The organism is Methylobacterium sp. D54C, assembly GCF_053345595.1.
This window is the reverse complement of record NZ_JBKFAK010000002.1, coordinates 253,394-276,269: the sequence shown is the minus strand read 5'-3', so window position 1 is coordinate 276,269 and position 22,876 is coordinate 253,394. Positions and strand designations below refer to the sequence as shown.

Genomic DNA, 22,876 nt, shown 5'->3' with positions numbered 1-22,876 from the left:
CCAGAGGTTGAGATCAGGCGGCCTCGCGGGGCCGGGCCGACAACGCGTCGACACGCCGGATGGTGCCGCCGCCCAGGACCCGGGCCCGGGGGCCGTCATCCGCGTAGATCGCGCAGGCCTGGCCCGGCGACACGCCGTCCTCGGGCTCGGCGAGCACGACCTCGGCCGCGCCGTCCGGCCCGACCGTCAGCGTTGCCGAGCGCGGCGGACGGGTCGAGCGCACGCGGACCGCCACCGGCAGGTCGCGCACGGCCGCCACCGGCCCCTCGCCGAGCCAGTTCAGGTCCGAGAGGCGGATCCGGGTCGTGGCCAGCGCCGTGCGCGGCCCGACCACAACGCGGGCCGAGTCCGGCTCCAGCCGCACGACGTAGAGCGGCTCGGGCCCGGACAGGCCCAGGCCCTTCCGCTGGCCCACCGTGTAATGCACGATCCCGTCGTGCCGGCCGAGAACCTGGCCGGCGAGGTCGACGATCTCGCCGGGCCGCGCCGCGTCGGGGCGCAGACGCGCGATCACGTCGCTGTAGCGGCCCTGCGGTACGAAGCAGATGTCCTGGCTGTCCGGCTTCTCGGCGAGCGACAGGCCGAGATCCTTCGCGAGCGCGCGGGTCTCGGTCTTCTCCATCTCGCCCAGGGGGAAGCGCAGGAAGTCCAGCTGCTCCGCCGTGGTCGCGTAGAGGAAGTAGCTCTGGTCGCGGGCGGGATCGAGGGCGCGGTAGAGCGCGCGGCCGCCGCCCGGGAGCGCCCGGCTGGCCACGTAGTGGCCGGTGGCGAGCGCGTCGGCGTCGAGGTCGCGGGCGAGGCCCAGCAGGTCGCGGAACTTCACCGTGCGGTTGCACTCGACACAGGGGATCGGCGTCTCGCCCGCGAGGTAGCTCTCGGCGAACTTCTCGATGACTTCGTCGCGGAAGCGATCCTCGTAGTCGAGGACGTAGTGCGGGATGCCGAGATGCTCCGCCGCCGCCCGGGCGTCGTGGATGTCCTGGCCGGCGCAGCACGCGCCCTTGCGGTGGCTCGCCGCGCCGTGGTCGTAGAGCTGGAGCGTGACGCCGACCACGTCGAAGCCCTGCCGCTTCAGCAGGCCCGCGACCACGGAGGAATCGACGCCGCCCGACATGGCGACGACGACGCGCGTCTCGTGGGGGGCTTTGGGAAGATCGAGGGCGTTCATCGCGAGGGTCCGCAGCCGCCGGCCCGAAAGCTCCCTGGCTGCACGGGCCGTCTATAGCGGGACTTCGCCCGGCTTTCCAGGGCAGCGGGATCGGACACTCGGCAGATCCTGCCGGGCGGGCGGCAGCTTCGATCAGGTCCGACCCGCGCGCTGCAAGCAGAGAACGATATTTTTTAGAGACTTATCCGTCCGGTACGGTGGCGCGCGCCTTGCTGCTGTGCGGCCCAGAGGAGTCCGGAATGGCGAGCGGCGCGGCGGATCGTTTGGATGTCACCACGTGGATTCCGTCCGCGCGGAACGCGCAGGCGCAGCGTTCGGGCTGGGAGGCCGCGGGCGTGGCGGCCCGCGCCGGCAATTCCGCGCAGGACCGCTTCGGCGCCGCCCTGAGCGCGGCCCAGGCCCGCGACGACGCCGCGACGGCGCGGGCCCGCGCCGCCGATCAGCGCGACGTCGCCGCCTCGGCCCGCGCCCGTCAGGCCGACCTGCGCGATCAGGCCGACGCCGCGCGGCTGGCCGGCGACCGCGCCCGGGATGCGGCGCTTCAGACCGAGGCCCGGGTCGCGGACAAGAGGGTCAGCCTCGCCAAGCCGGCGGATGCGCCGGCCTCGGCCGCGCGGGCCGAGGGACCGCCCTCCGCCGCGGGCGCGCGCGCCGAGGCTCCGAAGGCGGGCGCGGCGCGCACCGCCGAGACCGGCCGGACGGGAGCCGCCGGGCAGCAGGATTCCGAGGCCGTCGCGGCCGGGCAGGATCCGGCCGCCGAGGCGGCCGGCACCGCAGGCCCCGAGGCCGACGCGGCAGTGCCGCCGCAGAAGGCCGAGCCCGCCGCGCAGCCCGCGGCCTCGGGGCCGTCCGCCTCCCTGCTGGCCCTCATCGCCGCGCTGTCCGAGGGGGGCGGCGCGACCGGGACGGTCAAGACCGAGGCCGAGGCTGAGACGGATGCGGGTAGCGGCACGGCGCCAGCGCAGGACGGCTCGGCGGCTCTCTCCGGAACCGGCGCAACCGCGGGCCCTTCCGGCACGAACGCTCAGGGCGGCGGCCGCGCGGCCGGAACCGTACCCAGCATCGCCGGGACCGCTCCGGCATCGGCGGGCGCCGGTCACGAACCCGGCAAAGTCGGACCGGGCAGCGTCCCGGTCGACGGCCTGACGGCCGGCGGCGCGGCGGCCGCGACGTCCGATGCGGCGGCCCAGGATTTCCTCACCGCCCTGACCGACGTTGGCCAGGGCGCAGGTCCGCTTCAGACGCTGCCCGCGGCGGCGCAGGGTGGTCCGGCGCCGCCCGCGACATCCGGCCAGGCCGTGGACACGACGCGCGCCGCCCAGGAGACCGCCGCGCCGACGCAGACCGCGTCGCTCCAGACCGACCCACCCATCCCGATCGGCCAGGTGCCGATGACCATCGGCCTGAGGTCGCTGCGCGGATCCAACGAGTTCCAGATCCGGCTCGACCCGGCCGAGCTCGGGCGCATCGACGTTAAGCTGGAGATCGACAAGGCACACGGCCGCGTCATGACCCACCTCGTGGTCGACCGGCCCGAGACCCTCGCGCTGCTCCAGCGCGACGCCGGCCAGCTGCAGCAGGCGCTGACCCAGGCCGGCTTCGATCCCTCGGCCGGCGGGATCAACCTGTCGCTGCGGGGCGACGGAAGCGCCCAGAGCGGCGGCAGCGGCGGTCAGCCGGGCGATTCCCCGCGCGGGGGCGGCACGGGCTGGTCGCGCGATCAGGCGGAAGCCCCGCACGAGGTCGCCCCGATCCGCGTCCTGCGCGGCTACGGCGGCCTCGACATGAGGATCTAGGCGGTACGCGCGGCGCCCGCATCGCGGACCCACACAGACACGACGCGCATCCGGCCCCTGCGCCAGGACGCGGCACAGGAGAGATCAGCATGACGAGCGGTATATCGAGCCTGACGAGCACGACGAACACGACGGGCTCGTCCACGAGCAGCAGCGGCAACGCCACCGAGATCGCCAGCAACTTCACGCAGTTCCTGACGCTGCTGACCACGCAGCTCAAGAATCAGAACCCCCTCGACCCGATGGACACCAACCAGTTCACGCAGCAGCTGGTGCAGTTCGCCGGCGTCGAGCAGCAGCTCAAGACCAACGACCGCCTCGACAGCATCCTGAGCGCCTCGCAATCGGCGAGCTCGGCCTCGGCCACGAGCTACATCGGGAAGACCGTGTCGGCCGACGGCAGCGCCTCGCAGCTGTCCGGCGGCTCCGCCTCCTGGACGCTGAACCCGGCCCGGGCCGCCTCGAAGGCGGTGATCACGGTCCTGGACTCGAAGAGCAACGTCGTGGCCACGCAGACCACCGCGCTCAATGCCGGCAGCCAGACCTACACGTGGAACGGCAAGACCTCGGCCGGCCTGACCGCGCCCGGCGGGAATTACTCGATCAAGGTGGCGGCCACGGATGCCACCGGCTCGAGCGTTTCGGTCGATACGAGCCTCACGGGCACGGTCGACGAGGTCGATCTCAGCGGAACGTCGCCGGTGCTGGTGATCGGTTCGCAGCGCGTGCCGCTGTCCAGCGTCCAGACCATCGGGTTGTCCACAAGTGGCACTTAACGAATCACATCCGAGTGACTCGCTTCAACATCTCTTAAGCGGGCACAAGTACCTTCAATGCTCGACAGGTCAGTCGAGTGTAGAGCGTATCATGACCGAACCGAGCCGCCCGAGAGTGAAGTACGTGATCGGGCCCGACGGCAGCCCCCTGACGATCGCGGACCTTCCGCCCCCGAGCACCCGTCGCTGGGTGATCCGGCGCAAGGCCGAGGTCGTGGCCGCGGTGCGCGGCGGCCTCCTCAGCCTGGAGGAGGCGTGCAAGCGCTACACGCTGACCACAGAGGAATTCCTCAGCTGGCAGTTCTCCATCGACCAGCACGGCCTCGCCGGCCTGCGGACGACCCGGATCCAGCACTACCGTCACTGATCCGCGGCGCCCGTGCCGGGCGCCCCTATCCCGGGACGCCGCCGGCGCTTCCGGGTCTCATCGAGGCCGCGGGTGCCGGACCCGGCGCCTCGGCGACTCTGGTCGAGGGACCCGCTTCGCGGCCCCGGACCGACGCGAAGGCCACCCGCCCGCAGCGACGACCTCAGACGGCGCCGAGGGGCTGGCCCGCTCGAATCCGAGGACTCACGAAGCCGCGTCCGGACCCCGGGCGCGGCTTCGGTCGTTCCGGCGCCCGCATCCGAGCCCGTGGGACGCCTCCGCATTAACGACCCGCTAACCACGACCTGGGCAATTTCTGCCGAGCGGGCCGCCGGGGTCCGCCAGCGTTAGAGTGCAGCGAATCCTCCCGTGAAGCCGGTTCTCGATCTCGTCACGAAGTTCGGACCGGCCCGAATCGCCGCCATGGCGGCGGTGACGCTGACGCTAATCGGCTTCTTCGCCTTCATCATCCTGCGGGTCTCGCGCCCCGACATGGGCGTGCTGTTTTCCGACCTGTCGATGCAGGACTCGGCCTCCGTGGTCCGGGAGCTGGACAGCCGCGGCATCCGCTACGAGACGCGGGGCGATGCCGGGCAGACGATCCTGGCCCCCCGCCCGGACCTCGCCAAGCTGCGCATGGACCTCGCCGGCAAGGGCCTGCCGACCCAGGGCGGCGTCGGCTACGAGATCTTCGACAAGGGCGACGCGTTCTCGTCCACCAACTTCGTTCAGAACGTGAACCATCTGCGCGCCCTGGAGGGCGAACTGGCGCGCTCGATCCGGGCGATCGGGCGGGTCCAGGCGGCCCGCGTCCATCTCGTGCTGCCGGAGCGCCGCCTGTTCGAGCGGGACCGGGAGAGCCCGAGCGCGGCGATCGTGCTGAAGCTGATGGGCGATCTCGATTCCGGGCAGGTCCGGGCGATCCGCCATCTCGTGGCCTCCGCGGTGGAGGGCCTCAAGCCCGAACGGATCTCGATCGTCGATGAGCGCGGCCGGCTTCTGGCCGACGGCGCCCGGGACGCCGCGGCCGACGTCGCCGGCGGGTTCGAGGACCGGCAGGTCGGCCTCGAACGGCGCCTGCGCGGCCAGATCGAGGACGTCGTCGCCGGAATCGTCGGCCCGGGCCGGGCCCGCGTCCAGGTCAACGCGGAACTGGACCTCAACCGGGTCGAGAGCCGCTCCGAGACTTTCGATCCCGAGAGCCGGGTCGTGCGCTCCGCCCAGACCCGCACCGAATCGGCGGTCACCGGCAATGCCGAGGGACAGGTCAGCGTCGGCAACGAGTTGCCCGGCGCCAATGGCGGCGACAAGACGCCGACGCCCAAGGACGCGACCAACAAGAACGAGGAAACCACCAACTACGAGATCTCGCGGGTCACCAAGACCGAGATCGCCGAGAGCGGCCGGATCAAGCGCCTGTCGGTCGCCGTGGTGCTCGACGGCGTCTACGCCACCGCCCCCGACGGCAAGCAGACTTACAGCCCGCGCACGCCCGCCGAGATCGAGAGGATCACCGCGCTGGTGCGCGGCGCCGTCGGCTTCGACAAGGCCCGCGGCGACCAGATCGAGGTGGTGAACCTGCGCTTCGCGGAGGCGCCGAGCGTGCCGCAATTCACCGAGCCCACGCTGATCCAGTCGCTGCTCGCCCCCACCAAGGAGGACGTGCTGCGCATGGCCGAGCTCGCCGTCCTGGCGCTGCTGACGCTCATCGTCCTGCTCACGGTGGTCCGCCCCCTGGTGCGCCAGGTGCTCGCGCCGGTCCCAGAGGCCCCGGTCCTGACGGCGTCCGGAATGGCGCTCCCCGGCGACGCCGCCGCGGTCGCGGGTCCGGGCCAGACCGTGACGGTCATCGACCGCGACAACCCGACCGCGCGGCTGATGGAGTTCGCCAAGATCAACGGCCAGGTCCAGGCCGAGACGGTCCAGCGCGTGGTCGACATGGTCCGGGCGAGCCCGTCCGAGACCGTCGAGGTGCTGCGCACCTGGATCCAGGAAGAGTGAAGCGTAGGGCGTCGAGGGCGACACGATGGCGGCAGGTGCGGCACTGGGTCTGGCGAACACGCTGGCGACGGCGGGCGGCGATTCGTTCGCGTCGATGCCCGGGCCGCAGCGCGCCGCCGCGCTCCTGCTGATGCTCGGGGAGGAGGAAGGCGCTCCGATCTGGCAGATGCTCGAGGAGGAGGAGATCAAGAAGGTCAGCGCCGCCATGGTCCAGCTCGGCACGCTGGAGGCGCAGACCGTCGAGAAGCTCATCATCGAGTTCGTGACCAAGCTCGGCAACAGCGGCGGCATCTCGTCGAACTTCGAGCGGACCGAGGCGCTGCTCCTCAAGATCTTCCCCAGCGATCAGGTCTCGCTGATCATGGCGGAGATCAAGGGCGCGTCGGGCAAGCGCGTCTGGGCCTCGATCGCCCAGGTCGACCCGGAGATCCTCGCATCGTTCCTGCGCAACGAGTACCCGCAGACCGTGGCGGTGGTGCTGTCGCGGGTGCGCGCCGACTACGCCGCGAAGGTGCTCACCATCCTGCCGGAGGACTTCGCCATCGACGTCCTCAACCGGATGCTGCGCATGGAGACGGTGCAGAAGGAGGCGCTGCGCCACATCGAGGAGACGCTGCGGGTCGAGTTCGTGTCGACTATCGCCCAGACCCAGCGCCGCGACGCCCACGAGATGATGGCCGACGTGTTCAACGCCTTCGACCGGCAGACGGAGGGCCGCTTCCTCGCCGCCCTCGACCAGGCGAACCGCGGCTCGGCCAAGCGGATCCGCGAGCTGATGTTCACCTTCGAGGACCTGCTGAAACTCGATCCGGGCAGCGTCCAGACCCTGCTGCGCAGCATCGACAACGAGACCCTGTGCCGCGCGCTCAAGGGCGCCAACGAGCCGACCCGCGGCTTCTTCCTGAGGCAGATGTCGACCCGCGCGGCCAAGAACCTCACGGACGAGATGGCCTCGCTCGGGCCGGTCCGCCTCAAGGAGGTGGATGAGGCGCAGGCCAAGATGACCGAGATCGCCAAGGACCTCGCCGAGAAGGGCGAGATCATGATCGCCAAGAATAGCGCCGAGGAGGAGCTGGTCTATTGAGCGCCCAATCCGCCCGGAGCGCGAAGCCGTTCCTGTTCGAGACCGACTTCCGCAGCGGCCGCCCCAGCGCCGAGGCCCTGCGCGCCGCCGAGACCGCGGCCCGCTCCGAGGCCGAGGCCCATGCCCGCGGCATGCAGGAGGGCCGGGTCCAGGCCGAGGCGCAGGTCCAGGGCCGGCTCGCCGACGCCATGACCCGCCTGGCGCTCGCCGCCGCGGGCCTGATCGCCCAGGCCGACGCGCGCGACGCCGAGCGCGAGGCGCAGGCGGTCGAGGTGGCGATGCTGATCGCCCGCAAGGTCGCGGGCGACGCCCTCGACGCCGCCCCGCTCGCCGGCATCGGCGAGGCGGCCCGGACGGCGCTCCAGCACCTGCGCGGCGTGCCGCACTTGGTGGTGCGGGTGCACGACGGCTTGGTCGAGGAGGCCGAGACCCTGGTGAAGCGCCTCGCGCGCGAGCGCGGCTACGAGGGCCGGCTCGTGGTGCTGGGCGACCCCGACATGGCGGCGGGCGACGCCCGCATCGAGTGGGCGGACGGCGGCATCGTGCGGGAGCGCGCCCGCATCGAGGCGGCGGTGCTCGACGCCCTCGGCCTGCCGACGGGCCCGTGAGGAGATCCTGATGTCCGACGATTTCAGCCTGCCCCAGCTCGGTGAGCACGACACCGACTACGCCGCGGGCTCGATCCGCGACGCGCCCACCACCCCGAAGACCGCGGCCGACCTGGAGCAGCTCTTCGACGTGCCCGTGATGGTCTCGGCGGTGCTCGGCTCCGCCCGGATGCCGATCGGCGACCTGCTCCGGCTCGCGCCCGGCGCGGTGCTCGAACTCGACCGAAAGGTCGGCGAGGCGATCGACGTGTTCGTCAACAACCGGCTGGTGGCCCGCGGCGAGGTCGTCCTCGTCGAGGACCGGCTCGGCGTGACGATGACCGAGATCGTCAAGGGTGAGTGAATTTCAGCCGCGGACGCCGATGTGCTGTCCGCGCGCGGGTTTTGAGAGGGACGAACCATGCGGCTCCTGATGATCGGGCGGCTCAACGGCGAGCTGATCACCGCCTCGAAGATCGCGATGCAGCGCGGCGCCGCCGTCACGCAGGCCGACGCCGTGCCGCAGGGCCTCACCGTCCTGCGCGCGCGGGGCGCCGACCTCATCATGATCGACGTGGGTCTGCCGATCCGCGACCTCGTCACCGCGCTGGAGGGAGAGCGGATCCGCACGCCGGTGGTCGCCTGCGGCGTCTCGGCGGACGCCTCGGCCGCCGTGGCGGCGATCCGGGCCGGCGCCAAGGAGTACATCCCGCTCCCGCCCGATCCCGAGATGATCGCGGCGGTGCTGGAAGCGGTCGCCACCGACCGCGCCGCCTTCGTCTGGCGCGATCCGTCCATGGAGCGGGTGGTCAAGCTCGCCGAGCAGGTCGCCCGCTCCGAGGCCTCGGTGCTGATCACCGGCGAGAGCGGCACCGGCAAGGAGGTGCTGGCCCGGCACGTTCACCAGAAGTCCAATCGGGCGGGCAAGCCCTTCGTCTCGGTGAACTGCGCGGCGATCCCCGAGGCCCTGCTCGAATCCGAGCTGTTCGGCCACGAGAAGGGCGCGTTCACCGGCGCGGTCGCCCGGCGCATCGGCCGGTTCGAGGAGGCCAACGGCGGCACGCTGCTCCTCGACGAGATCTCCGAGATGGACGTGCGCCTGCAGGCCAAGCTGCTGCGGGCGCTTCAGGAGCGGGTGATCGACCGGGTCGGCGGCACCGCCCCGGTGCGGGTCGACATCCGCGTGCTGGCCACCTCGAACCGCAACCTCGCCGAGGAGGTCCGCAAGGGCACGTTCCGGGAGGACCTGCTCTACCGGCTCAACGTCGTCGGCCTGCGGCTCCCGCCGCTGCGCGAGCGCCCGGCCGACATCCTCGAACTCGCCACCCACTTCGCCCGGAAATACGCCGCGGTGAACGGAATGCCGGTCCGGCCGCTCTCCGCGGAGGCCCGGGCGCTCGTGCTGCGGAACCCGTGGCGCGGCAACGTGCGCGAGTTGGAGAACACCCTGCACCGGGCGGTGTTGCTCGCCTCGGGCGACGCGATCGGCCCGGAGGCGATCCTGTCGCCCGAGGGCGAGACCTTCGCGGTCGAGGGGCCGGCCGCGCGCGCCGCCCAGGTCGCCGAGGCCGCCACCCGCGGGCTGGTGGGCCGGACCGTGGCGCAGGTCGAGTGCGACCTGATCCTCGACACGCTGGACCACTGCCTCGGTAACCGGACCCACGCGGCCAAGATCCTCGGCATCTCGATCCGGACCCTGCGCAACAAGCTCAACGAGTACGTGTCGGCGGGCCTGGACGTGGCCGAGCCCGGCAGCGTCCGGGCGAGCGTCGCCTGCGGCTGACGCGCATCCACGGAGCGGCCCCGGCGCGGACGCGCCGGACGACGGCGAACGTCACGGATGTGAAGGGCCGGGCGTACCCGTGCCGTGACGGGGGCGGACCGGCGGTGACGCCCTAGCGCCGCCCGCTCTGGGCCGCCTTGTGGGCTTCGGCCTGGGCCGCGAAAGCCGCGTCGAGCTTGCGCAGGGATTCGTAGCGGGCGACGTCGCCCTCGACGTCGCGGATCGTCTCCTCGACGAGGTGGCGCTGGAGGGCGACCCGCGGGTCGTCCGGCGGGAACGCCTCCCGCTCCTGCAGCCGGAGCACGGCCTGCCGCACGACCGTGTAGACCGCCTCGCGCTCCTCACGGGTCATCGACGGCTGGATCGCCTTCGCGACGAGATCGGAGAAATCCGACATGGACCGTTAGACTTCGCTCATCCAGGTGCGCCCGGTTGGCCGGGCCGCCTCCCTCTACAGATCGCGCGGCCCGGGATCCAGATCCCGGGAGCTGCGGATGCCGCTACATCCTCTGGTCGCGGATGCCGGCGATCAGCAGCGCGGACGAGCTCCAGATCACCAGGAAGCAGAAGAACGACACCAGGAGGGAGTGGCCCCGCTCGGGATAGAGGCTGTCGGTCGGCAGGACCGGCGGCACGAACGTGGCCAGGAAGATGTGCTGCTTGCTCGCCGAGATGCGCGCCCGGTCGAGCAGGCTGTGGGCCGATTCCTCCAGCTTCTCGGCGATGGTCCGCTCGACCAGCAGGCCCTCGTACTGGAGCAGCGCCTCGGTCATGTTCTGGCCGCCGGCGGCGGCGTTGGCGCTCGTCAGCTCGTCCTGGAGCGACTTCATCTGCTGGTCGATGGCCGCGATGTTGGCCACCAGCGTCTGGATCGAGCGCGAGCGCTCGTCGAGGCTGGAGCCGCGCAGGACCTGCAGGTCGTTCTCGGCCTTGAGCTTGTCCTTCCGCAGCAGGGTCAGCGTGGTCAGCGTGCCCTCGGCGGTCTTGATCGGATCGATCACACCCCACTGATTGCGGAATGCCTGCAGCGCCACGTGCGCCTTGCGCAGCCGGTCCTGGGCGACCTTCGCGTCGGCCTCGGCCTGGGCGACCATGTCGGCCTGGGCGCGCTTGGAGATGTCGTTGATCAGCGCCTCGGAGCGCGACACCACCGCCTGGGCGATGGTCAGGGCGTCCTCCGGCGTGAAGGCGCGCACGGACAGGCGGATCACGCCCGAGATCGAGTCGATATGCGCCTCGACGTGCTTGCGCCAGTATTTGGTCAGGTCCTCGATCGGATCACTGGGGTCGAAGCGGGCCCAGAAATCCGCCTCGGACCGCGAGAACATCTTGGAGATGCCGATACTCTTCTCCAGCGCCTCGACCAGCGTCTGGCTGTTGATGTAGTCGCGGACGATGAAGCTGTCCTGGCTGTTGTGCTTCTGGATGAGGTTCGTGTACTGGCCGAGCGAGATGTTCTCCATCGGCTCGACGTTGCCGCGGACCGCGAACTGGGCTTCCGCGACGTACTGATTGGACGCGAACGCGAACAGGTACAGGCCGACAACCAGGGTCGGCAGGAGCACGAACAGGCCGACGCGGCGGATGATCCGCGCGCCGTAGGTCGAGGTGTCCTCCTCGCGGGGACGCAGGCCCGGCAGACGGCTCCAGTCGAGGCGCTGCCGCACGGTCGCCACGAGGGCCCGGGCGGTCCGCTTCTCCGGCACCGGCCGGATCGTCTCCGCGCTGCGCCGCAGCTCCGTCATGGTCGGAGCGGCGAACGTCACGATCTCGCCTTCGCGCGTGTCGTCCTTGACGTCGTCGAAGCTCATCCGCTCTTTGTTCCTGGGTCTGCGCCGGTTCCGCTGCTGCGGCGCCGGCCGAGGGGCGGCCCGTGCGCGGTTACCGGAATCCCGTTCTTTTAGGCCCTTTTTATGGCGCCCAGCCCGCCCGCCGCCCGGCTGCTGCACCGCGGCGACGGGCGCCGTAGCCCGGGGTCAGTATCGCGTCCTACAGTCTCCGAATGATGACAGAACCGCGTGCCGCGGCCCCGGATGGCTCCCCTGATGGCTGCCCGACCGGCCGCACGGCCAAGACCAAACTCTCCGAGATCGTCGTCGTCTGCTCGAAATGCGCGAAGCGGCAGGGCCTGCGCGGGCGGGACCTCCGCGCGGCGCTGAAGAAGGCCGGGAAGCGGGCCGCCCGCGACGGCGGCGGCGGCGGACGCCGGCAGAAGTTGTGCATCGTGGAATCGGGCTGCCTCGGCCCCTGTCCGAAGCGCGCCGTGGCGGTCGCGACCGGCGCGAGCCTGGCCGAGGGCCGGGTCGTCCTGCTCGATCCCGCCGCCGGGCCCGCCGAGGCGCTCGCCGCGGTGCTCAATCCCGTCCTGCCGCGTCGCAGGGTCCCCGAATTCGGCCCCAATACCGCTCTAGCGGCGATACCACCCGACGAATCGCCGCCGGTCCGCTGACCGGCACAACCTGGAGCGCGCTCTTGCCCGCCTCTCGACGCGAGGCCCGCACACCGTGACCGGCGACCCTGTTTCCCGGAAGCGGCGGGCGGCCCACGCCGTGCTGCGTCGCCTGCCGCTGTTCGGCACCCTGATCGGCCTCGGCCTCGCCGTCTGGCTCGTGGCGACCAACGATCTCGCCGCGGTGGCCGCGGCCTTCGGACGGATCGGCGTGGCGGGCTTCGCCGGCGTCACGCTGGTGCGGATCGTGGTGATCCTGCTCTGCGGACTCGCCTGGGCGCGCATTCTCGACGGGCTGGCGCCCGCGACGACTTCGGCCTGCATGATCCTGCGCTTCGTCCGGGAAGGCATCAACGTGCTGCTGCCCGTGGCCTCGGTGGGCGGCGACGTGCTGGGCGCCCGCCTCCTCACCTTCTGGGGCGTCGCCGGCTCCCTGGCGGCCGCCTCCGTGCTGGCCGACATGCTGTTTCAGGTGGGAACGCTCGCCCTGTTCGCGGGCCTCGGCGCCGGCCTCCTGAGCCGGGTCGAAGGCGCCGAGGCGGCCGCCCTCGCCAGCTGGACGCTGCGGACGCTCGTCGTGGCCGGGCTGGCGGTGGCGGCCTTCTTCGCCTTCCAGCGGACCGGCATCGTGCGAGTGCTCGAGGATCGCCTCGCCGCCCTCGGCCGGCGCTTCGTGCGCGACGCCGAGGCGCGCCCCGAGCCGAACCGCCGGATCCAGGGCGCCCTCGACACGGTCTGGGCTCCGGGCCGCCGGGGACACCTCGCTCAATCGTTCGCGCTCCACGCCCTGGCCTGGCTGCTCGGCACGGTCGAGGTCGCGGTCGTCCTCGCCTGCATCGGCGTGGACCATGTCGGCTGGGCCGACATTCTCGTGATCGAGGCGCTGAGCCAGGCGATCAAGGCCGCCGCCTTCGTGGTCCCGAGCGGGCTCGGCGTCCAGGAGGGCGGACTGGTGCTGGTCTGCGGCCTGTTCGGCATCGATGCGGGAACCGCCCTCGCCCTGTCGCTCGCGCGCCGCGTGCCCGACGTGGTGCTCGGCCTGCCGGCCCTGCTCGTCTGGCAGAATCTCGAGGCCCGCCGCGCCGGCGTTCGCCCGGCCACACCCACCTGCGACCGTCCGTGACCCGAGACCTTCCCGTGCCGACACGCCCGATGCGCCAGGTCCCGAAGCTGCGCCTGCCGCCGGTCGCGCTCGCCGCACTGGTCGCGCTGGCCGGCGGAGTGCTCGCGGCCGGTCCGGCCCTCGCGCAGAGCGTCACCCTCGATCTCGGTGCCGGCGGCACCACCGAGCGCGCCCTCCAGCTCGTGGCGCTGATCACCGTCCTGGCGGTGGCCCCCTCGGTGCTGGTGATGGCCACGGCCTTCACCCGCATCGTCGTCGTGCTGTCGATCCTGCGGTCGGCGCTGGGCACCCAGACGGCGCCGCCGACAGCGGTGCTCGTCAGCCTCGCGCTGTTCCTGACCGCCTTCGTGATGGCCCCGACCGGCCGCGCCGCCTACAGCGCCGGTATCGAGCCGCTGATCGCCGGCCGGATCACGCAGGCGCAGGCGTTCGAGCGCGCCTCGGCGCCGTTCAAGACCTTCATGCTGCGCAACGTCCGCGAGAAGGACCTGAAGCTGTTCCTCGACCTCGCCAAGGTGCCGACGCCGAAGGGCCCCGAGGATGTCGGCCTGGAGATCGTCACGCCGGCCTTCATGATCTCGGAGCTGCGCCGCGCCTTCGAGATCGGCTTCCTGCTGTTCATCCCGTTCCTGATCATCGACCTCGTGGTCGCCTCGGTGCTGATGGCGGTCGGCATGATGATGGTCCCGCCGGCCACGGTCGCGCTGCCGTTCAAGCTGATCTTCTTCGTGCTGGTCGACGGCTGGACCCTGGTGGCCGGCTCCCTGGTCCAGAGCTACGGCGGCTGACGGCGGCCGTGCCGGGCCGTCATCCGGCGCGGGACGTCGCGTCGACGATCCGGACCGCCGCGAAGCCCTCCGCGCGCGACGGCGGCTCGAACAGACGGTCGACGGAGCGGATGCTCTCCTCGGGAACCTGTCGGTCGGCGGCGCGCCGCCGGTTCCCCTCGAGGGCGACCGCGAGCGGCGCGCGGATCCAGACCGCCTCCGCGGCGACGCCGCAGGCTCTCGCGATGGCGAGGATCGGCGCACGGTGCCGCCGGCCGGGCAAGGCGGCGTCGAAGTAGACGCGGCCGAGCCGGGGCCGCTGCCGGGCGATCCATGTCGATTTGCCGGCCCCCTGCAGCCCGCACACGACCACGAGCCGCTCGACCGAGTCCGCGGCGAGCGCCGCGCGCAGCGCCGCGAGGGCCAGCCGCCACGCCTCGGCGTTCCGTTCGGGCGTCCAGACGCGGCCGCGCTCGGTCTCGAGGAAGGCGTCCGGGTCGATGACGACCGCCGCGCTCACCCGGGCGGCGCACCGGGTGTCCCGGCGCTGCTCTGCTGCTGTCCGCCCTGGGCACCGGCGGCGGGCGCCTCGCCGCCCGCACCCGGCGCCTCGGGTCGACCGCGCGCGGGCGCGGCGGCATCCGGATAGCGCTTGCGATACTCGGCGAGGAAGGCCGACAGCGTCTGGACCTTCGTGGCGCGCGCCGCGATGTCCCGGAAGCCCGGTGCCCGGGTCGGGTCGGTGCCGGTCAGGAGCGCGAAGGTGCGGGCGTCCGGGCTCGCCGCCATCCCCTCCGAGAATTTCGCCTTCAGCCGCTCCAGGCCCACGGCCTCGTGCGCGAGATCGTAGGCGATCGCGGCGCGCACGATGTCGGCGCGCGCCTGATCGTCCAGCGGCTGGCCGGACTGCCACGTATCGCCCAGCAGGGCCTCGTGGGCCTCCCCGGCCTCGCGCCAGCGGCGCGCGCCCCAGTAAATGTCGGCGCGCAGACGCTCGATATCCGGACCGCTCTCGTCCTCGATCGTTTCCAGCGCGAGGTCGGTGCGGGTCAGGTCCGACAGGGCCCTGGCGCGGACCAGCCCGCGGGCGCGCTTGAGTTCGCCCGGAAGCTCGGGCAGCTCGGTGGCGTCGAGGACCTTCAGGGCCTCCATCGGCTTGTCGTCCATCAGCCGGACCGTCGCGAGCCGCGCCGCCACCGCGGATCGCGCCGGGCCGGTGAGGCGGTTGTCGATCTGGTACTGCAGCAGGTCGGCGGCCGAATCGAGGAGGTCGAGGGTCACGAGGCGGTCGGCCAGACGGCGCACCACCTCGTCGCCGCGCCGCCCGATCGGGCTCAGCTCACGGAAATCGAAGAAGAGCGACACGGCCTCGATCCCGGAGAGCTTGTCGCCCTTGTCGGTGAGGTAGAGGTTCTCGAAGGCCGTCTGCGCGTCCCGCGCCAGGGCCGCGGTCGCGGGGGCGTTCGGCGCGAAGACGTTGGCCCGGCGCACCACTGTGAAAGCGTCGCGCCACCGGCCGGCGGCGAGATAGAGGCGGGCGAGACCGGCGGTGATGCCGTCCTCGACCGGGCCGCCGTGCCAGGTCAGGGCGAGCCGCTCCAGCCGCTCGATGGCGGCGTCGGGCGCGAGCTTGCCGGAGGCCTGCGCCAGGAGCGCGCCCCTGAGCGCGGCCTCGACCGCGACCGGACGGACGGCCGAGTTGTCGAGGCGCGCGTAGGCGTCCAGGGCCGCCTCGGTCTGGCCGGTCGCCTCGGCCACGCGGGCGCGAACCATCGCCAGCCGGTCACGGATCCAGGGCGGCAGGTCGCGCTCCGCCTCGGCGCGCGCGGCGGCGGTCTCGGCATCGCCGTTCTCGATCGCCGATTCGGCGGCCCGGGCCCGGATCGTCTGCGCGACGTCCGCGGGATAGCCGTCGGCCAGCGGCAGCACCTTGAGGAAGCCCGTTTCCGCCGTCTTCCAGTCGCCGGCCCCGGCCGAGGCCATCGCGCGCCACAGGGCGGCCTCGCGATCGTCGCTCAGGAGCGGGACGCTGAGGGCCTTCAGCGCCTCCGCGCTCCGGCCGATCCGGACCAGGGCGATGCCCCGCAGGACGGCAGTATCGCGCTGGATGGCCAGGAGCGGATCGTCGGCGGCCGCGATCTCCAGTGCGGTGAGGCCCTCGTAATCGAGGCCGTTGGCGAGATCCGCGCGGGCCAGCGCCAAGCGGGCCGGACCGCGCTCGGTCGGCGTCGCCGCGACGGCCGCGTCGAAGAGTCCGCGCAGGGTCGCGCGGACATTCCCCATCCTGGCGCGCTCCCAGGGCTCCTTCGCGATCGCGAGGGCCCCCGCGTCGACGAGCGCCACGTCCGGCTTGCGCGCCGCCATGGACGCGGCGAGCCCGCCCTCGCGGCCGATCGAGACCCCGTCGAGTTCGGGCCGCACCGCCAGATCGTCGGCGCCGGCGAGCACCGCGAGGCCGTGCCGGCTCGGCAGGATCTCGAAATCGACGAAGCGACGGTTCTTCGGATTGCCGACGGGGCGCTGCGCGGCCGACGTGACCACCGCGATCCGCTCATCGTCGAGGGCGAGCCACGTCGCCGATCCGGGATGCGGCAGCGTCAGGGTGACGGCGATGCGGCCGGACGGATCGGGCTTGCGTACGGGATCGATCGTGTCGCTCGGACTGAGCGCACTGCCCGCCGAGAGTTCCCAGGCCACGCCGGTCCCGGTGGTGACGGCGTTGAGATCGACGAGCCGACCCGGCGGAACCGGGAACCGCACGACCGTGAGCGGCCCCGTCCGGGCGGGTGCGCCCATCGGCGCGAGGCCCTGGCTCGACGGCGGGACGACCACCGGCTCGCCGGTCTCGAAGGCCAGCGTCGCGATCCCGCCGCGCTCGAACAGGACCGCCGGCGGGAGGGTCTGAAACGGGAAGAGCAAGCCTCCGCCGGCCCGGCGCGTCGGCGGCGGCTCGGGGGAGCGCGGCGCGACCGCCGGCGCAGTGACTGGCGCAGCGACGGGCGCCGTGACTGGCACAGTGACTGGCGCACTGGCCTGGGCCGGGCGCGGCGCGACCGGCAGCGGCGGCGCCTGCTTCGCGGCGGCGGGACCCGGCACGTCGACGGCGGTCGCGGCCGGCTCCAGAGGCTTGGGGCGGACCACGTCCACGTACATGGCGCCGTCCTCGCGCTCGGTGCCGATCCTGAACCCGTCCTCGGGCGTGATCAGCAGACTCGCCGAGTTCGCGTCGGTCTCCGTCGCCAGCTTGGCGATTCCGGGGCGCGGACGGCCGCGGGTGCCGCTCGGATCGATCGTCCAGGCACCGATCACCCGCACGCGCGTCACGGGTCCCTCGGCGGTCACCGTGGAGACGGCCTCCGCGGGGAGGCGCAGCGACAGCCGCGTCAGGGTCGGAAGCAGCGCGAGCTCGAGCGACAGCGCCCGGCGCACCGGCTCCGGCGTGCGCGCCCTGAGCGCCTCCTCGGCCGCCCGGGCCCGGCGGGCGAGGTCGGCAATCACCTCGGCCGGCAGCGGCGGCATGAGGCCGGACCAACCCTCCGGAAGCAGGTCCACGAACACGCGCTCGCCGGCCGACTGGACGTTGGCCCGGTAAGGGCGCTGCAGGGCGAGGCGGAGCCCCGTGCCGTCGGGATCGCGGCGGACGCTGGCGATGAAGGCCGGCATCTCGTCCGTGAGGTGCTCGGGCCCGGGCGCCACCCGCTCGCCGTAGCTCAAGAGCAGGACGCCGCCGGCGAGCTTCGCCTTGACCGCGACCGGCTTGTCGAAGGTGAGCACGATCCGGCCGTAGCCGCCGGCCCCGGTGCCGACCTCGCTGCCCTTGGTGCTGACGAGCCGCGCGGCCAGCGCGGGCGCGATCCCTGCCAGAAGGGCGAGCAGCGCCAGCGCCGCGGTCAGCACCCGCGCGCCGCGTCCTCGACCGTTCCGGGGTCGCCCGCCCACCGATCCCATCGCCTCGCCGATCCGAACCCGGCGCGCGGCACCCGAGGGACCGCGGCGCGCGGCGCCACTTCTCGGCGGGATCCTGCTCGACCGCGGCTAACGCTGGCTTAACCGTAACCGGAAAAGGCCGCGGGCCGCCGCGCGGCTCAGCCGCCGAGGGCGACGGCGCGATCGAAGGCCTGCGAGAAGCCCGTTAGGGGCACCGTGACGGTGGCCGGCTCGGTCCCGCCCGCCTTCTCGCCGGTCACGGTGAGGGCCTTGGCGGTGCGCATGCCGTCGAGGGCGAGCGTCGGGAAGCTGATCGCCACGATGCAGCCCTCGGCGCTGCAGGTCGTGTAGGGGGCGCCCTTGCCGAGGGTCTGCTCGTCGAGCTTGAAGGTCACGCCCGGCTCGATGGCGAGCCCGAAGGGCATCAGCACGATCCCCTCGGCCCGGCCGTTCGCGGGCGTCTGCAGTTCGAAGCCGAACTTGCGCCGGCCGGTCCGCGAATCGCCCTGGGACTGGGCCACGATGCAGGTGACCTTGTCGCTCGGGCGCGTGCAGGTCATCGTCCAGTCGCCGTAGCTCTCGCTGACGGTGCTGGCGCCGGCGGGCCACACGGCGTGCGCCGCAGCGGCCGCCGGCGTCGCGGCCTCCTCGGGCTTCGCCGCCTCGGTAGGCTTGGCCGCCTTGTGGGGAGCCGGCTTCGGCCGCGGCTTGGGCTTCGGCTTCGCGGGCGCCTCGGCGGCCGGAGCGGCGTCGGGTTCGGCATCCTGCGCGCGCGCCGCCAGGTTCGGGACCGCCGCAAGCGACGTCGCGATCAGGCTGAGACGCAGAAGCGCACGAAATGTCGACATGGAATCACGATCCCCCGGAGAGCCATTGGGCGGCAATGCCGCCTAATGCCCAAGCCGGGGCGACGCAATCGCCGGAGGCGGCGCCGGTGGGTTGCGCGCGTCTCAGAGAGGATTCGGGCCACCGATCGAGCGCGCGAGCGCGCAGCGGCGGGCGAAGGCACTCTCCGCGCCGACGCGCAGTGTGCGGGCGACCGCGAAGACGAGGGTCAGGAAGCCGGGATCGCGATCGGCGGTCTCGACGGCAGGGCCGGGGATCCGGGCGGTGATGAGCGCGAGCATGACGGACTCCAGGTGCGAGATCCCGGGCGTTTCGTCGCTCCCCAACTCTGCGGCCCTCTGCGCGGCCTTGCTGCATTGCAATATGAGGCCCGCGCCAAGGGACTGCCACTGAGCAGATGATGGGGTACGCATGCGCTGGATTCATACTTCGCGCGACGTTTCGGTGAGGGCGCGTTAACGAAGGGTAATGGGGGCGCGGTTGACCGGCGACGGGCAAGCCGCCATTGAGCGCGTTTCAGGCGACTCGGGCCCTGGACCGCACCGGCACCGCTCCGGCGGCGCGGGCCTGTCGCCGCACTGTCACACGCGCGCCATAACCCGCCCGCGAGCAGATGAGCGGACGCGCCCGGCGTCCGCCAGACGAGGATATCCCGCATGACCGACCAGCCGACCCATCACCCGATCCATGGCCGGATCACCGGCCCCATCGTGATGATCGGCTTCGGCTCGATCGGCCGCGGCACCCTCCCGCTCATCGAGCGCCACTTCGAGTACGACCGCGCCCGCTTCACCGTGATCGACCCGGTCGACACGCATCGGTCCCTCGCCGAGAAGCACGGATTGCGCTTCGAGAAGGTGGCCCTGACGCCGGAGAACTACCGCGACGTGCTCACCCCGCTCCTCACCGAGGGCGGCGGCCAGGGCTTCTGCGTCAACCTGTCGGTCGACACCTCCTCGCGCGCCATCATGGAGCTCTGCCGCGAGCTCGGCGCCCTCTACATCGACACCGTGGCCGAGCCCTGGCCGGGCTTCTACTTCGACAAGACCAAGAGCCAGGGCGACCGCACCAACTACGCGCTCCGCGAGAACATCCTCGACGCCCGCGCGCAGAAGCCCGGCGGCACCACGGCCGTGTCGTGCTGCGGCGCCAATCCCGGCATGGTCTCGTGGTTCGTCAAGCAGGCGCTCCTGAACATCGCCCAGGATACCGGCCTGCAGCGGCCCGAGCCAAAGACCAAGGCCGAGTGGGCCGCCCTGATGAAGGATCTGGGCGTGAAGGGCGTCCACATCGCCGAGCGGGACACGCAGCGCGCCAAGAATCCGAAGCCGCGGGGCGTCTTCGTGAACACGTGGTCGGTCGAGGGCTTCGTCTCCGAGGGCAACCAGCCGGCCGAGCTCGGCTGGGGGACGCACGAGACCTGGAAGCCCGCCAACGCCCGCGAGCAGGAGAAGGGGTCGCGCTGCGCGATCTACCTGCTGCAGCCGGGCGCCGACACGCGGGTGCGCACCTGGGTGCCGACCGCCGGGTCGCAGTTCGGCTTCCTCGTCACCCACAACGAGGCGATCTCCATCTCCGACTACTACACGGTGCGCGAGGGCGATAAGCCGGTCTTCCGGCCGACCTGCCACTACGCCTACCACCCGGCCGACGACGCCGTGCTGTCGCTCCACGAGATGTTCGGCAAGGCGGCCCAGGTGCAGGAGCAGCACCACATCCTCGACGAGACCGAGATCGTCGACGGCATCGACGAGCTCGGCGTGCTCGTCTACGGCCACGCGAAGAACGCCTACTGGTACGGCTCGCAGCTCTCCATCGAGGAGACCCGCCGGGTCGCCCCCTACCAGAACGCCACCGGCCTGCAGGTGACCTCGGCGGTGCTCGCCGGCATGGTCTGGGCCCTGGAGAATCCGGAGGCCGGCATCGTCGAGGCCGACGAGATGGACTTCCGCCGCTGCCTGGAGGTCCAGACCCCGTATCTCGGCCCGGTCGTGGGCGTGTACACGGACTGGACGCCGCTCACCGACCGCCCGGGCCTGTTCCCGGAGGACATCGACACCAGTGATCCCTGGCAGTTCCGCAACGTGCTGGTGCACGGCTGAGGCTTCCGCCGCGCCCCGTCAGTCGGGGCGCGAATCCGCGCCGGATCGGCGGCGCCGTCCTGAACGCACGAACGGGGCCTCCGAGATGCGACGATCTCGGAGGCCCCGTTCGTACGTCCCCCCGCCCGGCCCCGCGGCCTATGCCAGGGATGACACCGGCCCGGAGAGTTTCAGCCGGCTCGGCTACTCGGCCTGCCGCCGCGTCACGAGGGTGCGGCCCGGCTCGACCTCGTTCTTGTCCTGGTACAGCGGCACGATCGCGCGCAGCCAGCCGCGGACCTCGCGGCCGCCGTAATTGCGCTCGACCACGTCGTGCGTGAGGTAGGCCTGCAGGTTCACGGGCCCAAAATTGTAGCCGACGAGACCGCCCACCGCGATCTGGCCCTGCGGACGGTAGCTCGCCACGCCGGTAGGAAGGTCCGTCGACCCGAAGGCCACCGCGCCGATCTGCCAGGAACCGAATTTCTTCGTCATGGTCAGGTCGAGGTTCATGTAGTCCGGATAGAGGGTGCCACTGGGCGAGCGCGTGTCGAGGAAGACGCCGTAGAGCAGGTTCGCCGTGAGGTTCCAGCCCTGGCCGGTGTAGCTCAGCGCGAAGCGGTGGGTCAGCGAGGCCGACTGCGTCAGGAATCGCGTCTGGATCGGCAGGTAGCCGCCGAACAGGTAGCTGAAGCCGACGTCGCCGCCGAGGTCCCAGGCGAGCTGGGCCGCCAGCAGCTGCTGCCCGACGCCACTCTGATAGGGCGCGCCCTGGCTGCTCGCCGCCGCGACCGGCTGGGTGAAGAAGAACTGCAGGCGCGCACCGGCGACATCCCAGGGCGTCGCCCACGCGAAGGTCGGCAGGTTGACGTTGGTCGACGAGTCGCGCGGGAGCGTGCCGCGCACGCCGAAGCTCGACAGGTTCACGAAATACAGGCCGACCGGCAGCTGGTCGCCCACCGGCAGGCCGACCGTCTGTCCCGGCTGCGCCGCGGACGCCGCCCGCGCGGTCGTGGCCGTCGACGCGGCGGCGATCGGGGCCGAGACGGCGAGAGCCGCCGCCGCGACCCAACGTGACGTCAGGCTAAATCCGGCCATGAAAACCCCGAACCTGAGCCCCGTCATTCGGGGCCGATCAGGGTTTGACGGGCGTTCACTCCGACAGCATCCCGCCGTTACGGCCAAGCCGTGCGCGATCGCACGGCGTCGACAGACCGTTCTCTTGGCGGGAGGACTAAATCACGGATCCTCGACTTCGACGACGAAGTCGCCGCGGTAGGTCGTGCCCTCCACCGGGTTCGAGATCCAGCGGCAACGGCCGATGCGCAGGTCGTGGCCGGCGTGGAAATGCCCGGAGATCCACAGCTCCGGCCGCTCGACCTCCGCGAGGTCGTCGAGGGCCGTACTGGCGTAGAAGGCCGGCACCCACCAGGGGACGCCGGGCGCGTCCCGGAAGCGGTCGGCCGCGAGCGGGCTCGCCGGGTGATGGGTCACCACCACGGTCGGTCCGTCGTGCGGGGTCCGGAGCGCCGCGTGCAGGGCCGCCCGCTCGATCCGGTGTTCCGCCATCGCGTCCGCCGGCTGCCAGGGGCTGCCGTCGGCCTTGCGGATCGAGCCGAGATACTCCCGCGAGCCCGTCACCGGGTCGGTCATGCGCGACGCCGCGTAGGCCACCGGATCGTCGGGCCGGTTCGGCGCGTCCGGTGCGAGCCAGCGCCCCGCGAGGGTCCAGTCGCTCCACAGGGTGGTGCCGACGAAGCGGACACCGTCGATGACGCAGCTCCGCGCGTGCTGGAGCAGATGAATCCGCGCGCCGAGCCGGTTGAGGCGACCGACCTCGGCCTCGAGGGCGGCGATCAGCTCCGGCGCGGTCCGCCGGTCCCCGGTCGGCGCGTAGCGCTCGTGGTTGCCCGGCACCAGCACGATCGGCCGTCTCTGCGCGAGGTGCAGCAGCGCCGCGAGCCCCCGCTCGGGATGTCCCTCGTGGAGGTCGCCCGGGCAGGCGAGCAGGTCGAACGGCTCCGCGGGCGGCGCGATCCGGTCGAGGCGGCGCCGCTCCAGGTGCAGGTCCGAGATGGGGAAGATGCGCATGATGGTCGCTGCCGTGTCGCCGCTCGGGAC

21 protein-coding genes are annotated in these 22,876 nt (G+C 72.2%); 12 read left to right on the top strand and 9 right to left on the bottom strand.

From position 1 onward, the window contains the following. Nucleotides 1-13: 13 nt before the first annotated feature. Complete coding sequence (mnmA, locus tag ACLBYB_RS06655; protein WP_447698295.1) at nt 14-1,168, bottom strand: tRNA 2-thiouridine(34) synthase MnmA; 1,155 nt, start codon at nt 1,166-1,168, stop codon at nt 14-16. A gap of 239 nt (nt 1,169-1,407) precedes the next feature. On the opposite strand from mnmA, the gene ACLBYB_RS06650 reads away from it, so the two are divergent. The 8 genes from ACLBYB_RS06650 to flbD all read left to right on the top strand — a co-directional run bounded on the left by ACLBYB_RS06650 (nt 1,408) and on the right by flbD (nt 9,562). Next, nucleotides 1,408-2,964 carry a flagellar hook-length control protein FliK gene (locus ACLBYB_RS06650; RefSeq protein WP_447698294.1) on the top strand — a complete coding sequence of 519 codons (1,557 nt, stop codon included), beginning with the start codon at nt 1,408-1,410 and terminating at the stop codon, nt 2,962-2,964. An 89-nt stretch (nt 2,965-3,053) separates the two neighbouring features. After that, entirely contained in the window at nt 3,054-3,740 is a 687-nt protein-coding gene (locus tag ACLBYB_RS06645) for a flagellar hook assembly protein FlgD (RefSeq protein ID WP_447698293.1), read from the top strand. 91 nt (nt 3,741-3,831) lie between these two features. After that, nucleotides 3,832-4,107 (top strand): CtrA inhibitor SciP, encoded by a 276-nt coding sequence (gene sciP, locus ACLBYB_RS06640; protein ID WP_007569077.1) that lies wholly within the window; start codon nt 3,832-3,834, stop codon nt 4,105-4,107. 369 nt (nt 4,108-4,476) lie between these two features. Then, nucleotides 4,477-6,108 (top strand): flagellar basal-body MS-ring/collar protein FliF, encoded by a 1,632-nt coding sequence (gene fliF / locus ACLBYB_RS06635; RefSeq protein WP_091926505.1) that lies wholly within the window; start codon nt 4,477-4,479, stop codon nt 6,106-6,108. A 25-nt stretch (nt 6,109-6,133) separates the two neighbouring features. Then, complete coding sequence (fliG, locus tag ACLBYB_RS06630; protein WP_020090834.1) at nt 6,134-7,192, top strand: flagellar motor switch protein FliG; 1,059 nt, start codon at nt 6,134-6,136, stop codon at nt 7,190-7,192. Continuing rightward, entirely contained in the window at nt 7,189-7,800 is a 612-nt protein-coding gene (locus tag ACLBYB_RS06625; RefSeq protein ID WP_020090835.1) for a FliH/SctL family protein, read from the top strand. The genes fliG and ACLBYB_RS06625 overlap by 4 nt, the downstream gene beginning before the upstream one ends. Before the next feature lie 10 nt (nt 7,801-7,810). Then, nucleotides 7,811-8,143, top strand: a complete 333-nt coding sequence (gene fliN, locus ACLBYB_RS06620; protein WP_012321962.1) for a flagellar motor switch protein FliN — start codon at nt 7,811-7,813, stop codon at nt 8,141-8,143. Between the two features lie 57 nt (nt 8,144-8,200). Continuing rightward, nucleotides 8,201-9,562 carry a sigma-54-dependent transcriptional regulator FlbD gene (gene flbD / locus ACLBYB_RS06615; RefSeq protein WP_020090836.1) on the top strand — a complete coding sequence of 454 codons (1,362 nt, stop codon included), beginning with the start codon at nt 8,201-8,203 and terminating at the stop codon, nt 9,560-9,562. A gap of 112 nt (nt 9,563-9,674) precedes the next feature. Here the strand turns inward: flbD and ACLBYB_RS06610 are convergent, their stop codons facing one another. Then, on the bottom strand, nt 9,675-9,959 hold the full coding sequence (locus ACLBYB_RS06610) for a hypothetical protein (protein ID WP_020090837.1): 285 nt from the start codon (nt 9,957-9,959) through the stop codon (nt 9,675-9,677). A 103-nt stretch (nt 9,960-10,062) separates the two neighbouring features. Continuing rightward, nucleotides 10,063-11,373: a capsule polysaccharide transporter gene (locus ACLBYB_RS06605; RefSeq protein ID WP_020090838.1), complete on the bottom strand. Its 1,311-nt coding sequence runs from the start codon at nt 11,371-11,373 to the stop codon at nt 10,063-10,065. Nucleotides 11,374-11,564: 191 nt separating this feature from the next. Here ACLBYB_RS06605 and ACLBYB_RS06600 point away from each other — a divergent pair, with 191 nt between their 5' ends. From ACLBYB_RS06600 to fliP, 3 genes are read left to right on the top strand one after another with little or no spacing between them, the layout of a single operon-like run. Further along, nucleotides 11,565-12,011 (top strand): hypothetical protein, encoded by a 447-nt coding sequence (locus ACLBYB_RS06600; RefSeq protein ID WP_447698292.1) that lies wholly within the window; start codon nt 11,565-11,567, stop codon nt 12,009-12,011. 55 nt (nt 12,012-12,066) lie between these two features. Beyond that, the gene (locus tag ACLBYB_RS06595) at nt 12,067-13,134 is read left to right on the top strand and encodes a lysylphosphatidylglycerol synthase domain-containing protein (RefSeq protein ID WP_447698291.1); all 1,068 of its coding nucleotides are present in this window, start codon (nt 12,067-12,069) and stop codon (nt 13,132-13,134) included. 29 nt (nt 13,135-13,163) lie between these two features. Further along, nucleotides 13,164-13,922, top strand: coding sequence for a flagellar type III secretion system pore protein FliP (gene fliP, locus ACLBYB_RS06590; RefSeq protein WP_091979301.1), 759 nt, complete (start codon nt 13,164-13,166; stop codon nt 13,920-13,922). Nucleotides 13,923-13,941: 19 nt separating this feature from the next. Here the strand turns inward: fliP and ACLBYB_RS06585 are convergent, their stop codons facing one another. From ACLBYB_RS06585 to ACLBYB_RS06570, 4 genes are all read right to left on the bottom strand, one after another. Then, nucleotides 13,942-14,421 carry an AAA family ATPase gene (locus ACLBYB_RS06585; protein ID WP_427507278.1) on the bottom strand — a complete coding sequence of 160 codons (480 nt, stop codon included), beginning with the start codon at nt 14,419-14,421 and terminating at the stop codon, nt 13,942-13,944. Then, nucleotides 14,418-17,849 carry a hypothetical protein gene (locus tag ACLBYB_RS06580; protein ID WP_447698290.1) on the bottom strand — a complete coding sequence of 1,144 codons (3,432 nt, stop codon included), beginning with the start codon at nt 17,847-17,849 and terminating at the stop codon, nt 14,418-14,420. Before ACLBYB_RS06580 ends, ACLBYB_RS06585 begins: the two co-directional genes overlap by 4 nt. A 137-nt stretch (nt 17,850-17,986) precedes the next feature. Next, nucleotides 17,987-18,676 (bottom strand): invasion associated locus B family protein, encoded by a 690-nt coding sequence (locus ACLBYB_RS06575; protein WP_056531428.1) that lies wholly within the window; start codon nt 18,674-18,676, stop codon nt 17,987-17,989. A gap of 102 nt (nt 18,677-18,778) precedes the next feature. Continuing rightward, on the bottom strand, nt 18,779-18,955 hold the full coding sequence (locus tag ACLBYB_RS06570) for a hypothetical protein (RefSeq protein WP_020090845.1): 177 nt from the start codon (nt 18,953-18,955) through the stop codon (nt 18,779-18,781). Between the two features lie 375 nt (nt 18,956-19,330). Here ACLBYB_RS06570 and ACLBYB_RS06565 point away from each other — a divergent pair, with 375 nt between their 5' ends. Continuing rightward, nucleotides 19,331-20,776, top strand: a complete 1,446-nt coding sequence (locus ACLBYB_RS06565; protein ID WP_091676273.1) for a homospermidine synthase — start codon at nt 19,331-19,333, stop codon at nt 20,774-20,776. A gap of 183 nt (nt 20,777-20,959) precedes the next feature. On the opposite strand, the gene ACLBYB_RS06560 is transcribed toward ACLBYB_RS06565, so the two are convergent. After that, nucleotides 20,960-21,853, bottom strand: a complete 894-nt coding sequence (locus ACLBYB_RS06560; protein WP_020090847.1) for a transporter — start codon at nt 21,851-21,853, stop codon at nt 20,960-20,962. Between the two features lie 141 nt (nt 21,854-21,994). Further along, nucleotides 21,995-22,846, bottom strand: a complete 852-nt coding sequence (locus ACLBYB_RS06555) for a metallophosphoesterase (protein ID WP_170862887.1) — start codon at nt 22,844-22,846, stop codon at nt 21,995-21,997. Between the last annotated feature and the right edge of the window lie 30 nt (nt 22,847-22,876).

Excerpts from the sequence above, each read along its gene's own strand:
- mnmA (WP_447698295.1), bottom strand. The coding sequence starts at position 1,168 with ATGAACGCCCTCGATCTTCCCAAAGCCCCCCACGAGACGCGCGTCGTC.
- ACLBYB_RS06650 (WP_447698294.1), top strand. The coding sequence starts at position 1,408 with ATGGCGAGCGGCGCGGCGGATCGTTTGGATGTCACCACGTGGATTCCG.
- ACLBYB_RS06645 (WP_447698293.1), top strand. The coding sequence starts at position 3,054 with ATGACGAGCGGTATATCGAGCCTGACGAGCACGACGAACACGACGGGC.
- sciP (WP_007569077.1), top strand. The coding sequence starts at position 3,832 with ATGACCGAACCGAGCCGCCCGAGAGTGAAGTACGTGATCGGGCCCGAC.
- fliG (WP_020090834.1), top strand. The coding sequence starts at position 6,134 with ATGGCGGCAGGTGCGGCACTGGGTCTGGCGAACACGCTGGCGACGGCG.
- fliN (WP_012321962.1), top strand. The coding sequence starts at position 7,811 with ATGTCCGACGATTTCAGCCTGCCCCAGCTCGGTGAGCACGACACCGAC.
- flbD (WP_020090836.1), top strand. The coding sequence starts at position 8,201 with ATGCGGCTCCTGATGATCGGGCGGCTCAACGGCGAGCTGATCACCGCC.
- ACLBYB_RS06610 (WP_020090837.1), bottom strand. The coding sequence starts at position 9,959 with ATGTCGGATTTCTCCGATCTCGTCGCGAAGGCGATCCAGCCGTCGATG.
- ACLBYB_RS06605 (WP_020090838.1), bottom strand. The coding sequence starts at position 11,373 with ATGAGCTTCGACGACGTCAAGGACGACACGCGCGAAGGCGAGATCGTG.
- ACLBYB_RS06600 (WP_447698292.1), top strand. The coding sequence starts at position 11,565 with ATGATGACAGAACCGCGTGCCGCGGCCCCGGATGGCTCCCCTGATGGC.
- fliP (WP_091979301.1), top strand. The coding sequence starts at position 13,164 with ATGCGCCAGGTCCCGAAGCTGCGCCTGCCGCCGGTCGCGCTCGCCGCA.
- ACLBYB_RS06580 (WP_447698290.1), bottom strand. The coding sequence starts at position 17,849 with ATGGGATCGGTGGGCGGGCGACCCCGGAACGGTCGAGGACGCGGCGCG.
- ACLBYB_RS06575 (WP_056531428.1), bottom strand. The coding sequence starts at position 18,676 with ATGTCGACATTTCGTGCGCTTCTGCGTCTCAGCCTGATCGCGACGTCG.
- ACLBYB_RS06570 (WP_020090845.1), bottom strand. The coding sequence starts at position 18,955 with ATGCTCGCGCTCATCACCGCCCGGATCCCCGGCCCTGCCGTCGAGACC.
- ACLBYB_RS06565 (WP_091676273.1), top strand. The coding sequence starts at position 19,331 with ATGACCGACCAGCCGACCCATCACCCGATCCATGGCCGGATCACCGGC.
- ACLBYB_RS06560 (WP_020090847.1), bottom strand. The coding sequence starts at position 21,853 with ATGGCCGGATTTAGCCTGACGTCACGTTGGGTCGCGGCGGCGGCTCTC.
- ACLBYB_RS06555 (WP_170862887.1), bottom strand. The coding sequence starts at position 22,846 with ATGCGCATCTTCCCCATCTCGGACCTGCACCTGGAGCGGCGCCGCCTC.